Annotated in this window: 13 protein-coding genes and 1 tRNA gene; 10 read left to right on the forward strand and 4 right to left on the reverse strand. The window is 73.2% G+C overall.

Annotated features, from left to right (window positions below):
- Positions 1-7 precede the first annotated feature (7 nt).
- Positions 8-196 (reverse strand): hypothetical protein, encoded by a 189-nt coding sequence (locus B1H29_RS37645; protein WP_055416324.1) that lies wholly within the window; start codon positions 194-196, stop codon positions 8-10.
- Between the two features lie 171 nt (positions 197-367).
- Here B1H29_RS37645 and B1H29_RS27830 point away from each other — a divergent pair, with 171 nt between their 5' ends.
- Complete coding sequence (locus B1H29_RS27830) at positions 368-598, forward strand: hypothetical protein (protein ID WP_055416323.1); 231 nt, start codon at positions 368-370, stop codon at positions 596-598.
- On the opposite strand, the gene dapA is transcribed toward B1H29_RS27830, so the two are convergent.
- Positions 583-1,509 (reverse strand): 4-hydroxy-tetrahydrodipicolinate synthase, encoded by a 927-nt coding sequence (gene dapA / locus B1H29_RS27835; protein WP_055416322.1) that lies wholly within the window; start codon positions 1,507-1,509, stop codon positions 583-585. The two genes, B1H29_RS27830 and dapA, sit on opposite strands and share 16 nt — an antisense overlap.
- A gap of 45 nt (positions 1,510-1,554) precedes the next feature.
- The gene (locus B1H29_RS38880) at positions 1,555-1,737 is read right to left on the reverse strand and encodes a hypothetical protein (protein ID WP_055416321.1); all 183 of its coding nucleotides are present in this window, start codon (positions 1,735-1,737) and stop codon (positions 1,555-1,557) included.
- On the opposite strand from B1H29_RS38880, the gene B1H29_RS27845 reads away from it, so the two are divergent.
- From B1H29_RS27845 to B1H29_RS27855, 3 genes are all read left to right on the forward strand, one after another.
- Positions 1,724-2,143, forward strand: coding sequence for a phage holin family protein (locus B1H29_RS27845; protein WP_055416320.1), 420 nt, complete (start codon positions 1,724-1,726; stop codon positions 2,141-2,143). The genes B1H29_RS38880 and B1H29_RS27845 overlap by 14 nt on opposite strands.
- The gene (locus B1H29_RS27850) at positions 2,140-2,670 is read left to right on the forward strand and encodes a DUF3618 domain-containing protein (protein ID WP_055416319.1); all 531 of its coding nucleotides are present in this window, start codon (positions 2,140-2,142) and stop codon (positions 2,668-2,670) included. Before B1H29_RS27845 ends, B1H29_RS27850 begins: the two co-directional genes overlap by 4 nt.
- A 197-nt stretch (positions 2,671-2,867) precedes the next feature.
- Positions 2,868-3,578: an antibiotic biosynthesis monooxygenase gene (locus B1H29_RS27855; RefSeq protein ID WP_055417675.1), complete on the forward strand. Its 711-nt coding sequence runs from the start codon at positions 2,868-2,870 to the stop codon at positions 3,576-3,578.
- A 22-nt stretch (positions 3,579-3,600) separates the two neighbouring features.
- Here B1H29_RS27855 and B1H29_RS27860 read toward each other — a convergent pair whose 3' ends face one another.
- A complete protein-coding gene (locus B1H29_RS27860) occupies positions 3,601-5,427 on the reverse strand; it encodes an endonuclease/exonuclease/phosphatase family protein (protein WP_055416318.1) in 1,827 nt (608 codons plus the stop codon).
- 352 nt (positions 5,428-5,779) lie between these two features.
- Between B1H29_RS27860 and B1H29_RS27865 the strand changes: the two genes are divergently transcribed.
- From B1H29_RS27865 to B1H29_RS27885, 6 genes are all read left to right on the forward strand, one after another.
- The gene (locus B1H29_RS27865; protein ID WP_055416317.1) at positions 5,780-7,207 is read left to right on the forward strand and encodes a hypothetical protein; all 1,428 of its coding nucleotides are present in this window, start codon (positions 5,780-5,782) and stop codon (positions 7,205-7,207) included.
- A 742-nt stretch (positions 7,208-7,949) separates the two neighbouring features.
- A complete protein-coding gene (locus B1H29_RS27870; RefSeq protein WP_055416316.1) occupies positions 7,950-9,419 on the forward strand; it encodes an alkaline phosphatase PhoX in 1,470 nt (489 codons plus the stop codon).
- A tRNA-Met gene (locus B1H29_RS38240) sits at positions 9,412-9,537 on the forward strand. The genes B1H29_RS27870 and B1H29_RS38240 overlap by 8 nt, the downstream gene beginning before the upstream one ends.
- A 353-nt stretch (positions 9,538-9,890) precedes the next feature.
- Positions 9,891-11,474, forward strand: a complete 1,584-nt coding sequence (locus tag B1H29_RS27875; RefSeq protein WP_055416315.1) for a TROVE domain-containing protein — start codon at positions 9,891-9,893, stop codon at positions 11,472-11,474.
- Between the two features lie 207 nt (positions 11,475-11,681).
- Positions 11,682-12,329 carry a GntR family transcriptional regulator gene (locus B1H29_RS27880; RefSeq protein WP_055416314.1) on the forward strand — a complete coding sequence of 216 codons (648 nt, stop codon included), beginning with the start codon at positions 11,682-11,684 and terminating at the stop codon, positions 12,327-12,329.
- A gap of 23 nt (positions 12,330-12,352) precedes the next feature.
- The gene (locus tag B1H29_RS27885) at positions 12,353-13,369 is read left to right on the forward strand and encodes a 1-aminocyclopropane-1-carboxylate deaminase (protein ID WP_055416313.1); all 1,017 of its coding nucleotides are present in this window, start codon (positions 12,353-12,355) and stop codon (positions 13,367-13,369) included.
- Positions 13,370-13,392 lie beyond the last annotated feature (23 nt).

Here is a 13,392-nt window from a genome sequence, read left to right on the forward strand (position 1 = left end):
AGGGCGTTCAGCGTTTCAGGGCCCGGTACCGCCTCAGCAGCGCGGTGACGCGTGTGTGGTCGGCGGGTCCGTTCAGCTCGGTCAGGAGGTCGTCGGGGCACAGCTCGTAGAGGTCGCCCCACCAGCGGCGGCCCCGGTTGTCCCAGATCCGGTAGCCGCCCGGCACGCCCCGGGCCACATAGCGTCTTCTGCTCATCGGGTGACCGTAGACGTAAGGGGGCGCGTCCCGCTGGCGGAACGAGGGTGCGTGCTCCGAGCGCCCCCGCACGTACGGATGACTCCGCGTGACCTTCCGGTGGTCTCGGCGGATGAAACCGGTGGACGCAGAGTCCGATCACACGCCGATCAGACGAAACGAGGGCCTGATATGACGAACGAGCGGGTGGGGACCGTGGCGCGTTGGCTGGCCGGGGCGGGCGCCGCGGTGCTGGTGTGCTGGGTCCCGGCAGGTGCCGCGCACGCGGACGAGACCACGTCGGGTTCGCACAACGGCCCCCGGGTCGGCCTCCTCAACGTCAACGTGGGGCAGATCGACGACCCGGCGGAGGACGTGCTGGAGCACACGCTGCTGTTCGGGGACGGCTACGCCTGGAGCTGACCCGCGTCGGCGGTCAGCTCCTCGTACGTCGCCACCAGCCTGTCGGTCGTCTCGCGGTCCGCGGGGCGCAGCGGTGCGCGGACCGGTCCCGCGGGCAGGTCCAGCGCGCCGAGGAGGGCCTTCGTGGTGACCGTGCCGGGCAGGCCCGCCGCCATCATCAGCTCGACGAGCGGGATCGCCCGCCGCTGGAGCAGGGCGGCCCGCCCGGTGTCGCCCGCGTCGAAGGCGTCGAGGACGGCCCGGAACAGGTCCGGCACCACGTTCGCGACCGTGCTGACGTACCCCGCCGCGCCGATCGAGTACAGGGCGAGGACCTGCTCGTCGCAGCCCGCGTAGTACGCCAGATCCGTGCGGGACAGCACCTTCTGGGTGCCGAGGAGGTCGTAGGAACAGTCCTTGACGGCGGCGATCCGCGGGTGCCCGGCGAGGCGCACGAGGGTGTCGGGCTCGATGCGGGTGCCGGTGCGGCCAGGGATGTCGTAGAGGGCGAGCGGCAGTCCGCAGGCGTCCGCGACCTCGAGGAAGTGCGCCTCCAGGGCGTCCTGCGGGGGCCTGCTGTAGTACGGCGCGACCACGAGCAGTCCGTCCGCGCCCGCCTTCTCCGCGGCCCGCGCCAGCTCCACCGTGTGCCGGGTGTCGGCCGTGCCCACCCCGGCGACGAGGGACACCCGGTCCCCGACCGCCTCCCGCACCGCCGTGACCAGCGCCGCCTTCTCGGCGTCCGTGGTGGTCGGCGACTCACCCGTGGTGCCGGACAGCACCAGGCCGTCACAGCCCCGCGACACCAGCCGGTCGGCGAGCCGCTGGGCACCGTCGACATCGAGCGCGCCGGTCCCGGTGAAGGGCGTGATCATGGCGCACAGGGCACGGCCGAAGGGCGTGGGGCGGGGGCGGTCGTCGATGGTGGTCATGGAAGTAGTGTCGGCGGCCCGATGGCGTAGCTCCACTTAATTCCGCTACGAGATATCTGTAAGAGATGCTTCTTTGTCGGCGAGGGCGAGGGCGAGGGCGAGGGCGAGGGTGAGGGTGAGGGCGAGGGTGAGGGCGAGGGCGAGGGCGAGGGCAGGGGTAGTGCCGGTCGGCCGGGGGTACCCGGGGTGCTCCGAACCGAGAGGAGGCGGAACCGTGACCGGGACCATGCACACCAGGCCTGTGCACGACGAACAGCACTCCGTGGGCGAACTGGTCGGTCAGGCCACCGAACAGCTCTCCCGGCTCGTGCGCCAGGAAGTGGCCCTCGCCAAGATGGAGCTGGCCGAGAAGGGCAAGCGGGCCGGGCGTGGCGGCGGGATGCTGGGCGCCGCGGGCGCCATCGCGTACGTCGGCCTGTTCGCCCTGGCCGGAACGGCCACCGCCGCGCTCTCGCTGGCGCTGCCCGTCTGGGCCGCGGCGCTCATCGTGACGGCGGTGCTCTTCGTGATCGCGGGCGTACTGGCCATGATGGGCCGCGCCCAGCTCCGCCGCGCCGTGCCGCCGAAACCCGAGGCGACCCTCGGCAGCGTCAAGACCGACGTGGACGTGATCAGGGAAAGGGCGCATCGATGACCGACGCGACAAGCGGTGACGGCACGAGGTCCGGCTCCACCGCGCAGCCGATCGGCGGGGCCAAGGGGCCCGACGAGCTGCGGCAGCAGATCGAACAGACCCGCGGCCAGCTCGGCGACACGGTGGAGGAGCTGGCCGGGAAGGCGGACGTGAAGGGCCGCGCCAAGGCCCGGGCCGCCGACCTCAGGGACAAGGCCGGTGCCATGACCGTGCAACTGCGCAGTTCCGCCGCGCAGGCCGGCCACACCGTGCAGGACAAGGCGAGCCGGGCCGGCCACACCGCGCAGGGCAAGGCGGGCAGGGCCGGACATGCCGTGCAGGACAAGGCGAGCCGGGCCGGCCACACCGCGCAGGACAAGGCGGGCAGGGCCGGACACGCCGCGGAGCGGCACGTGCCGGGACGGGTGCGCGGTGCGGTCCAGGCCGGACTCAGGCATCCCCGCGCGGTACTGATCGCCGGGGCTGCGGCGGGCGCGGTGGTCGCGGCGGGTGTGCTGCGCCGCCGCCACGGGCACGGGTCCTGCTGAGCACGCGACGCGACGAGGGGCCCGGATCCGGACCCCTCGTCGCGCCGTGCCGTACGGATACCGGCGGGTCGAGGCCGCGGAAACCGGGCGGCACTTGACCTCAACCTTGGTCGAGGCCGGAGGGTGGTGCGTGCACCGGGGTGCGGCCGGAGCGCACCCCGCCCGCACCCGACGACCACCGACCAGTGGAGGCCGGCATGACCCGCCGTACCGACGCCCACCCCGAACTCGTCCGCCCCGACGTCCAGGCGCCCTTCTTCAGCACCTGGCGGGTGGGCACCCCCGAGCGGCAGCGGCAGACCGTGGACGCGATCGCCCGGACCTGGGAGCGCCGCCCCTGGCCCGCCGACGACCTGCTGGGCTACCACGTCTACACCGGCCACGACGGCAGCACCCTGCTCCACCACTCGCAGTGGGCGAGCGAGCAGGCGTACGAGTCCTTCGCCAAGACCCGCCGGCAGGAGCGCGTCGACGAGATCGACACCGCCGTGCCGGGCATCGAACGGCTGGGGCTCGGCAGGTACCGGCGCTACCGCAGCAGCACCCGTGCGAACAACGGGACGGCGCCCGTCCCGGGGTGCATCGTGCTCGTCGACGTCGAGTTCGAGGGGCCCGACCCCGAGCGGCAGCGCGCCTGGGTGGACGCCGTCTTCGAGGCCCTGGAGAGCGAGCCGGAGCCGCACCCCGGCGGCATCTCCGCCCACTTCCACCTCAGTACCGACGGCACCCGCGTCCTCAACTACGCCGAGTGGGAGAGCGCCCAGGCCCACATCGACGCCCTGGCCGCACCGGGCGACGGTGTCGGCTCGGCGACGGCGCAGTGGGAGCGGGTGCAGAACTGGCCGGGTATGACCAGCGGCGGCGGGGTCAGCCGTTATGAGCACGCCCTCGGCCTCGTGCCCCGCTGAACCCGCCCCCAACGGCGTCCGGCTACGGACGGAACCGCAGCACCTGCGGGTCGTGGTCGCTGATCTGGTCGTGGAACTCGGCGTTGACGTGCACGCTGTCGTACGACAGGTGCCCGCCGCGCCGGACCGACGGGCTGACCAGGATCTGGTCCAGGACCTGGCTGTTGCCCTGGTAGACGTACGAGTAACGCTCGCCGCGCGGCAGCGACCTGACCGCCGACCACAGCGCGCCGTCGTCCTCCAGGATGCGGGTCGTCCGCGAGAACTCGAAGTCGTTGATGTCGCCGAGGACGACGACGTCCGCGTTCTTCTGGGTGGCGAGGACGTCCTTGACGAAGGTGTTCACGACCTTCGCCTGGAGGTGCCGCTGGGTCTCCGAGCCGCGCGACGGCGGCTGGTACTGGGCGGACAGGCTCTGGTCGCCGCCCTTGGAGTTGAAGTGGTTGGCGACGACCACGACCGTGCGGCCGCGGAAGACGAACTCGCCGGCCAGTGGCTTGCGGCTGTCCTCCCAGGCGGCGTTCGCCGGGTCGACGCGGCCGGGGGAGTGGGTGAGCGCCGCCTTGCCGCGGATCTTCGTCACCCCGGTCGCGGTGGTCGCGTCGCCGGCCCCGCGGTCGGTGAAGGAGACTCGGTCCGGGTTGAACAGGAACGCCTGGCGGATGTTGCCGCCGGGCTGGCCGCCGTCCTCGCCGTCGGCCGGGTCGACGCCGCGCCAGTCGTAGCGCGGGCCGCCGGCCGCGACGATGGCGTCGATCAGCTTGCCGACCGTCGCGTCGGCGGCCACCGTGCCGTCGTTCGCGGCGCCGCTGTTGTCCTGGATCTCCTCAAGGGACACGATGTCGGGCGCCTTGAGATGGTGCACGATCGTTTCGGCGTGCGCGGCGAAGGTGTCGTCGGACGGGTCGAGGTTCTCGACGTTGTACGTCGCCACCGCCAGCTCGCGGTTGCTCTGCGGGCGCGTGGACTCGCGCTCCAGGCCCCCGCTCCGAAGGGTGCCGATCTCGCTCGCGACCAGCGTGTAGCCGCCGTACTGGCTGTAGTCCAGCGGGCCCGCGGTGGTCCCGGCGAGGGTGTCGCCCACGTTGGCGTCGGGGAAGTCGGCCGGCTCGCCCAGGGACTGGATCTGGAGCCGGCCGGTGTTCTGGGAGTCGTAGGAGCCGTACACCGTGCCGCCGCGGCGGTTGGCGTTCTCCCAGGGTTTCACCGTGACCCACAGCTCGGTGTACGGGTCGGTGGCGCCGACCACGCGGGCGTCGGAGACCCGGACGTTCATGCCCTCCAGGGACTCGTAGAAGTCCAGGGCGTACTCGTCCGGCCGCAGCGGCAGGCCGTTGACCGATCCGTTCGCGGCCTCGTCGCCCTCGGGGGCGTACGCGCGCGGCACGGACCGGGCGGAGACGGTCGTGGCGGCCGGGAGCGCGTTGCCGCCGGAGACCACGGTGACCGTCGGGCGGGTGATCTCGGTCAGCGACTGGTTGCCGGAGGAGGTGCCGCCCGGCACGTACTCCGAGACCGTGCCGGAGACCTCGACCGCGTCACCGACGGCGACCTTCGGGGCGGAGCCGGTGAAGACGAAGACGCCCTCGCTGGTGGCCGGGTCGGCGTCCGGCCGCTGGTCCTGGATCCAGAAGCCCTTGGAGTTGCCGTAGCCGCGGACGCCGGTGACGATTCCGGCCACGTCCGTGACCTGCTTGCCCGCGTACGGCGACAGCCGGGTGCTGCCCTGGATGTCGTGGACGCGCACGGAGTCGGCGTGCGCGGGTGAGGTGAGGACGACGGTGGACGCCGCCGAGCAGACTGCGGCGACGGTGAGCGCGGCGAGGCGCGCGGAGGACTTGCTGGCCAACGGAATCCCTCCGGGGACGAGACAGAGCGCCGGGACGATGGTGGGCGGACGACGGTGGGGCGGACGGGGGTGAGGGTGAGGCAGGCGGAGCGAGGGGCGGCGCTACGGGATGAGAGTGGGACACGAGGGGCCACAGGGCACAGGTGACCTGAGTGAACACTTGTCCCCCCGCCTTCTACGCGCGTCAATCTCCTGCTTGGCCACGTCAGTTGTCAAGGTTTCGGCCATGTACTCCACCCGACGGGGAGATGAACCGGGCGGCATGGGTGGAAACCCGTCTAGGCTGAGCTGTTGAGCGGTACGGCGTCCGGATGGCCGTACGGCGGTCCAGGCGCCCGAGGAGAAACAGCCGATGTCAGACAGCTCCACCCTGCCGCCCGCCCGGCTGCGTCCCGAAGCGGAACTGGCCCGCGACGCGCTGTCCGCGCCGGTGCTCGCCCGGGCCGCCCGGCTGGCCCGCTGGGCCGGACCGGACACCCGCGTCGACGCCGGGGGCGGACTCGTCGAGGAGCAGTTGCCGGCGGCGGCCGAGGAGCTCGGGCTGAGCGGGGACGACGCCGCGGCGTACGCGAGCGAGGCTTGGCGGATCGCCGTGGACACCGGGCTCGTCGAGGTCACCGACGAGGAGGCGGGCACCGTCGCGGCGGGCGGGGACCTCGCCCTGCTCACCGGTGGATCCCCGCAGGACGTGCTCGGACTGTGGCTCACCGCCCTGGAGGCGCTGCTCGCCGACGCGAGCGTGCCCGACCTCGACGACCTGGTCGACGCGATGGCCGAGGGCGGCGAGGTCGACCTGTCGTCCCTCGACTGGAACCCGGAGGCCGAGGCGGAGTTCCTCGACGGCGTGCTCGGCAACCTCTACCTGCTCACGGTCGGCGAGGACCGCCCCGGCGACGCCTCGGTGCCGCTGCCCGCGCTGGCGGCGTCCGTGATCGTCCCCAGCGACATGGGCGAGCCCACCAACGACGTGCTGGAGCAGGTGTCCGACGCGATGATGCGGCTGGACGACCAGTTCCGGCTGCTCGAACCCATCGGCCTCGTCGAGTACCAGCCGGTCGACGAGGACCTGATGACCGACGCGGACGAGGAGCCCGCGGCGCCCGTCGACGAGACCGACGTCGCCCGCTACGGCATGGTGCGGCTCACCCCGCTCGGCCTGTACGGCCTGCGCGCCCGGCTCCTGGAGGCCGGTTTCGACGCCCCCGCCGTCGGCGACCTCTCCGACAAGGGCGCCGACGCGCTGCTCGACGGCACGGCGCCCTTCCCGCCGGCCGCGGCCCACGCGGAGACCGAGCTGTGGCTGGCCGGGCGGAGCCCCCTCACCGCGGCCCGCGAACTGCTGGCGGCGGCACGTGGCTCGGACACCGGCGCGCCCCTGCGCCGGCTGCGCTGCCAGCAGGCGCTGTCCCTGGTCGGCGCCGAGGCGGAGCCCGCGCTGCGGGAGGTCCTCGACGACGCCGAACTGGGCGGGCTGGCCAGGGTCTGGCTGACCGAGCACGGCGCCCGGGACGTTCCCGCCCCGCCGCAGGAGATGGTCTTCTGGCTGACCATCGACACCGTGGCGGCACAGCTCGCCGCCGAGGGGAACTCCGAGGAGCTGCGTGCCCTGGTGGAGGGGCTGGCCCGGCAGCACAGCGGGTTCTTCGACACGGTGTGGCGGGTCGCCCATCCGGCCACGCCGGACGTGCTGGAGGCGATGGGGCGGCTGCATCCCGACAAGAAGGTCGCCAAGGAAGCCCGCAAGGCGGCGTTCAAGGCCCGGTCGCAGCAAGGCGGCTGACGGCGGGCGGCGCCGGGGAAACGGCGCTCCGCCGCCGGACGCGGGCGGTGGCGCGGCCCGGCGCCGGCGGGGTGCCGCCGGGCCCTTCCGTCCGGTTGGGCCCTCCGGTGCAGCGGTCTTCGGTGGCTCGTGTGTGCCGTCGGGGTTGGTGTGCGGCTCGGTGTGGCTGGAGGGGTTGGTGTGCGGCTCGGCGCGGGCGGGGTGGGGTCGGGTCCTTCCGTCCGGTTGGGCCCTCCGGTGCAGCGGTCTTCGGTGGCGCGTGTGTGGGCCGTCGGGGTTGGTGTGCGGCTCGGTGTGGCTGGAGGGGTTGGTGTGCGGCTCGGCGCGGGCGGGGTGGGGTCGGGTCCTTCCGTCCGGCTGGGCCCTCCGGTGCAGCGGTCCTGGGTGGCGCGTGTGTGGGCCCTCGCGGCCGGAAGTTCGGCCAGGCATATCCGGAGCGGCCAGGCATATCCGGAGCGGCCAGGCATGATCGGAGTGGCCCGGCATGACAGGAGCGGCCCGGCGACCGGCGGGCGGACCGGCGTCGCGGTGTGCCGGGTGTGGGAGGTGGCGGCCCGGCGCCGGCGGGGTGCCGCCGCCTCCTTCCGTGCCGCCGCGCCCCCACCCTGGAACGTCCGCGGTTGCGCGGGCTGCCCCGTAGGCGCCGCGCTCAGTTCAACCGGCGTTCAGCCGCGGGCGCAACCGTGGCGCCGGACAGAGGTCCGCCACCCTCCACGGCACGCCCACCGTCACAGGAGACTCCATGTCGCTCACCCGCAGGGACTTCGCCAGCCGATCCGCGCTCACCGGCGCCGGAGTCGTGCTGGCGGGCAGCGTCGGCGCCCTCGCCACCGCCCCGAACGCCCTCGCGTCCACGGACACCGAGAGCGCGGGGGAGGAGCACGACCGGGGCCGCGGACGCGGGCACGACCACGGTGGGGTCGGTTACGGACCACTGGTCCCCGACCCGGACGGCATCCTCGCCCTGCCCGCCGGCTTCCGGTACGAGATCATCACCTACTGCGGCCGGACCAGGCTGGAGTCGGGCGAGTACACCCCCTCCAACCACGACGGCACCGCGGCCTTCGACGGCCCGCGCGGCACCACCCTCCTGGTTAACAACCACGAACTGGGCGGCCACCGCGACGACTGGGCCCACCCCGTCCCGCTCGCCGAGGGCCTCGTCTACGACCCGGCCGCGGCCGGCGGCTGCACGGTCGTCGAGGTCCGCCGCGGCGGCCACGTCGCCGAGTGGGTCGGCATCGCCGGTACCGCCCAGAACTGCGCGGGCGGCAGCACCCCGTGGGGCACCTGGCTGACCTGCGAGGAGACCGAGGACAAGGCCGGCGAGGAGGGGATGACCAAGGACCACGGCTACGTCTTCGAGGTCGACCCCGAGGACCGGCGCGCCAACCGCGACCCCGAGCCGATCAAGGCGCTCGGCCGCTACGCCCACGAGGCCGTCGTCGTCGACCCCAAGCGGGGCCACCTCTACCTCACCGAGGACGCCTCCGGCCCCAACGGCCTCTTCTACCGCTGGGCCCCGCCGGAGGGCTTCCGGCACGGCCGCGGCCGACTGCGCACCCTCGCCGACGACGCCGGGGTCCTCCAGGCCTTCAAGTGCTTCGACTCCGGCGGCAAGTTCGTCGACGACCTCTCCCGCGCGACGAGGACCGGCACGGTCTACGGCGTCGACTGGGTCGACGTCCCCGACCGCGACGCGGAGAACACCTCCGTGCGCAGGCAGTTCACCGACGGACAGGTCACCCGCGCCCGCAAGCTGGAGGGCATGTGGTGGGCCGACGGCGGCGCGTACATCGTCTCCTCCTTCGCCCGTGACGAGAGCCCCGGCCGGCCGCACGACGGCCAGGTCTGGTTCTACGACCCGGGGCGCCGCACCCTCACGCTCAAAGTCCTCCTCGGCGTCAACCCCGACCCGTCGGCGGACGGCGCCTTCGACGGTCCCGACAACATCACCGTCTCGCCGTACGGCGGCCTCGTCATCGCCGAGGACGGCGACGGCGTCCAGCACCTGTTCGGCGCCACGGACAGCGGCCGCACCTACCCCATCGCCCGCAACGACCTGAACGTCGGCAGCGAAGACGATCCCGAGTACAGCGAGTTCGCCGGCGTCACCTTCTCGCCCGACGGGAAGACCCTCTACGCCAATATCCAGGACCCCGGCATCATGGTGGCCATCACCGGGCCCTGGAAGCGGCAGAAGCGCCGGTGATTAATTCGCTCGCCCGAGCGACGGCCGCCCTTTTAGAGTGATGAACGTCCAGGTGCGAAGGCAGGACCTACTTCCACTCATAATGGGGCGGTCACGGGTTCGAGTCCCGTCACCGGCACAACACGCCGGTGTAGCTCAGGGGGCAGAGCACCTTGTCGGTTCCGCCGACCTGAACTCTGGACGCTCAGAACTTCATGCACCTCCCGGTGCGCGGGCCGCGGCTACTTCGTTGTCATCGAATCCGACGCCGCGGCCGTCTTGATCTCGGGAGGCGCGGCAGATGGTGGGTGCCCGGTGCGCAGGCGGCGGATACTTCCTTGACCGGACGTTGCGGGGTTCGAATCCTCGTCACCGACTTCGGGTCGGTGCAGCTCAATGGCAGAGCATCCGGATGTTCCCGTCGCCGATTCGGACCTCGGGCACCCTCCTTCCGCCGTGCCTCCCTCCGAAACGAATTCGGGGGAATTCACCATGGCGCGATTCAACACCAAGGCCGCGAAGGCGCAGCCCACCTCGCGCGTGACGTCGACGGGCCGCGTGCTGCGCACCTACGAGGGCGGCCGGGGCCGCGAGCGCGACCCGCGTTCCGAACTCTTCCTCCTCGCGGTCGCCAACCTCGTGTCGCAGCAGACCTTCTACGAGTCCGGCGCGGCCCGCGACGACCGGTTCGCCGCGCTCGTGCGCGAGCTCGCCGTCTCCGACCCGTCGTGGACGGCCGGCCTGCTGGGCTGGCTGCGCGGCGAGGGCAACCTGCGCACCGCCTCCGTCGTCGGCGCCGCCGAGTACGTCAAGGCCCGTCTCGACGCCGGTGCCACCGACGGCCCGGCCAACCGGCAGGTCGTCGCCTCAGTCCTCCAGCGGCCCGACGAGCCCGGCGAGCTGCTCGCGTACTGGACCGCGACGTACGGGCGCGCCGTGCCGAAGCCGGTCAAGCGGGGGATCGCCGACGCCGTACGCCGGCTCTACCACGGCAAGTCGCTGCTGAAGTACGACACCGCGTCCAAGGGGTACCGCTTCGGCGACATCCTCAACCTGGTGCACGCGGCGCCGGACCCGGACAAGCCGTGGCAGGGCGAGCTGTTCCAGTACGCCCTCGACCGCCGGCACAACCCGGACACGGCGGTGCCGCCCGCCTCGAACCGCGTCCTCACCGCGCACCGCGAGCTGATGGCGCTGCCCGTCGGCCGGCGGCGGGCGGTCGTCACCGCGCCCGACGGTGCCGAGCGGCTCGCGGCGGCGGGCATCACGTGGGAGATGCTGGCCGGCTGGCTCCAGGGGCCGATGGACAAGGCGGCCTGGGAGGCCGTGATCCCGTCCATGGGGGCCATGGCGCTCGTCCGCAACCTGCGCAACTTCGACGAGGCCGGCGTGTCCGACGAGGTCGCGGCGCGGGTGGCGGCGCGGATCAGCGACCCGGACCAGGTGGCGCGCTCGCGGCAGTTCCCCTTCCGCTACCTCGCCGCGTACCGGCACGCGCCGTCGCTGCGCTGGTCGTACCCGCTGGAGCGGGCGCTCGGCCACTCGCTGGCCAACGTGCCCGCGCTGCCCGGCCGGACGCTGGTCCTCGTGGACCGCTCGGGCTCGATGTTCTACTCGCGGATGTCGGACCGTTCGGAGCTCAGCCGGGCCGACGCGGCGGCGGTCTTCGGCACGGCGCTCGCGCTGCGGGCGGCCGACGCGGACCTCGTCGAGTTCGGTACGTCGAGCAACCGCGTGAAGTACCGCGAGGGCGAGTCGGTGCTGAAGATCCTGGAGCGCTTCGGCGACCTGGGCGGCACCGACACGACCGACGCGGTCCGCCGGCACTACAGGAAGCACGACCGGGTGCTGATCGTCACCGACGAGCAGTACGCGTACAACCGGCACGGCGACCCGACCGAGCAGGTCCCGGAGCACGTGCCGGTCTACACCTGGAACCTGGCCGGGTACCGGGCGGGCCACGGCCCGTCGGGCAAGGCGGACCGGCACACCTTCGGCGGGCTCTCGGACGCGGCCTTCCGGATGGTTCCCCTGCTCGAAGCCGCCCGGGACGCCGACTGGCCCTGGGCGGCCTGAGCCCGGACCCGGTCCGGGGCCGGAGCGGACCCGGACCCGGACCCGGACCTGGACCGGGTTCGGATCCCGGAGCGGACCGGGCCCGGCCCCGGACGCCGGGCCCGGCCCGCCGTCCGTCGTGGCCCGCCGTCCGTCGTGGCCCGCACCTGTGCGCAGGTGCGGGCCGCACTCTTGTGGCCCCGGGGATCTGACATCTAACATTTCAATGTGGAGACCATCCGACCCGTACCCCGCACCCTGCTCCGCGACCGCGCCTACGAAGCCATCCGGGACGCCATCGTGGCCGGGGAGATCGAACCAGGCGCCGTCGTGCGGGACGCCGACCTGGCCGAGCGACTGGGGCTGTCCCGGGCCCCGGTGCGCGAGGCGTTCTCCCGGCTCGTGGACGAGGGTCTGCTGGAGAGCAAGCCGCAGAGCTACACCCGGGTCACCCCGGTCGTGGCCGCCGACGTGCGAGACGCCGCCGCCGTCGTCGGCGCCGTGCACGAACTGGTCACGCGGGTCGCCGTGCCCCGGCTGAGGCAGGCGGACCTCGACGCGATGCGCGCGGCCAACGAACGGTTCGCGGCGGCCGTCCACGCGGGCGACGTCGACGGTGCCCTGCGCGCCGACGACGAGCTGCACCACGTCCTCGTCCGCGCCGCCGCCAACCGGGCCGCCGCCGCCACCGTCGCCCGCTACACCCCGCTCATCCGCCGGCTGGAGCGCCGCCGCTTCGGCGAGGGCGGCACCTGTCGTTCGGCCGGGCTGCACGAGCAGCTCATCGCGGCCTGCGCGGCAGGTGACACGGAGACGGCGCTCCGTGTGACGGCGGACATCTGGCGGGGCCTCGAAGAGCTCGCCGACCCCGACTGATCCGGCCCGACCCGGGAGGAACCGTGTCCCTTTCCTCGTACGAGCGCTACCCGCTGCTCCTCGGACCTTCGCCGGTGCACCGGCTGGAACGCCTCACCGAGCACCTCGGTGGAGCCTCGCTCTGGGCCAAGCGGGAGGACCTGAACTCCGGCATCGCCTACGGCGGCAACAAGACCCGAAAGCTGGAGTACCTCGTCGCCGACGCGCTCGCCCGTGGCTGCGACACCCTCGTCTCGATCGGCGGCGTGCAGTCCAACCACACCCGCCAGGTCGCGGCCGTCGCCGCCCGGGCGGGCCTCGGCTGCGTGCTCGTGCAGGAGAGCTGGGTGGACTGGCCCGACGCCGTGTACGACAAGGTGGGCAACATCCTGATCTCCCGGCTCGCCGGGGCCGATGTGCGGCTGGTGCGGGCCGGGTTCGGCATCGGCTTCAAGGAGAGCTGGGAGCAGGCGCTCAAGGAGGTCGAGGACGCGGGCGGCAAGCCGTACGCCATTCCGGCGGGCGCCTCCGACCATCCGCTCGGCGGGCTGGGCTTCGCCGGCTGGGCCCACGAGGTCGCCGAGCAGGAACGGGAACTGGGCGTCTTCTTCGACACCGTCGTCGTCTGCTCGGTGACCGGGTCGACCCAGGCCGGCATGGTCGCCGGCTTCCGCGCCCTGGAGGAGGCGGGTGGCCGGCCCCGGCGGGTGATCGGCGTCGACGCGTCCGCGGAGCCCGCCCGCACCCGGGCGCAGATCGCCCGGATCGCGCACCGCACGGGGCAGCTCATCGGCGTGACGCAGGAACTGACGGAGGCGGACGTCGAACTGGACGAGCGGTACCACGCGGGTACGTACGGCGTCCCCGACGCCACCACGCTCGCCGCGATGCGGCTCGCCGCCCGGACCGAGGGAATGGTCACCGACCCGGTCTACGAGGGGAAGTCGATGGCGGGGCTGATCGACCTGGTCGCGCGCTCGGAGATCGGCGGCGACGCCACCGTGCTCTACGCCCACCTCGGCGGGCAGCCGGCGCTGAACGCGTACAGCGCCCTGTTCTGAGCCGGCGTCGGCCCGCCGGGCGC

Origin of the sequence: Streptomyces pactum (assembly GCF_002005225.1) — a bacterium.
GTDB classification, from domain to species: Bacteria; Actinomycetota; Actinomycetes; order Streptomycetales; family Streptomycetaceae; genus Streptomyces; species Streptomyces pactum_A.

Excerpts from the sequence above, each read along its gene's own strand:
- dapA (WP_055416322.1), bottom strand. The coding sequence starts at position 1,509 with ATGACCACCATCGACGACCGCCCCCGCCCCACGCCCTTCGGCCGTGCC.
- B1H29_RS38880 (WP_055416321.1), bottom strand. The coding sequence starts at position 1,737 with ATGGTCCCGGTCACGGTTCCGCCTCCTCTCGGTTCGGAGCACCCCGGG.
- B1H29_RS37645 (WP_055416324.1), bottom strand. The coding sequence starts at position 196 with ATGAGCAGAAGACGCTATGTGGCCCGGGGCGTGCCGGGCGGCTACCGG.
- B1H29_RS27830 (WP_055416323.1), top strand. The coding sequence starts at position 368 with ATGACGAACGAGCGGGTGGGGACCGTGGCGCGTTGGCTGGCCGGGGCG.
- B1H29_RS27850 (WP_055416319.1), top strand. The coding sequence starts at position 2,140 with ATGACCGACGCGACAAGCGGTGACGGCACGAGGTCCGGCTCCACCGCG.
- B1H29_RS27870 (WP_055416316.1), top strand. The coding sequence starts at position 7,950 with ATGTCGCTCACCCGCAGGGACTTCGCCAGCCGATCCGCGCTCACCGGC.
- B1H29_RS27875 (WP_055416315.1), top strand. The coding sequence starts at position 9,891 with ATGGCGCGATTCAACACCAAGGCCGCGAAGGCGCAGCCCACCTCGCGC.
- B1H29_RS27865 (WP_055416317.1), top strand. The coding sequence starts at position 5,780 with ATGTCAGACAGCTCCACCCTGCCGCCCGCCCGGCTGCGTCCCGAAGCG.
- B1H29_RS27855 (WP_055417675.1), top strand. The coding sequence starts at position 2,868 with ATGACCCGCCGTACCGACGCCCACCCCGAACTCGTCCGCCCCGACGTC.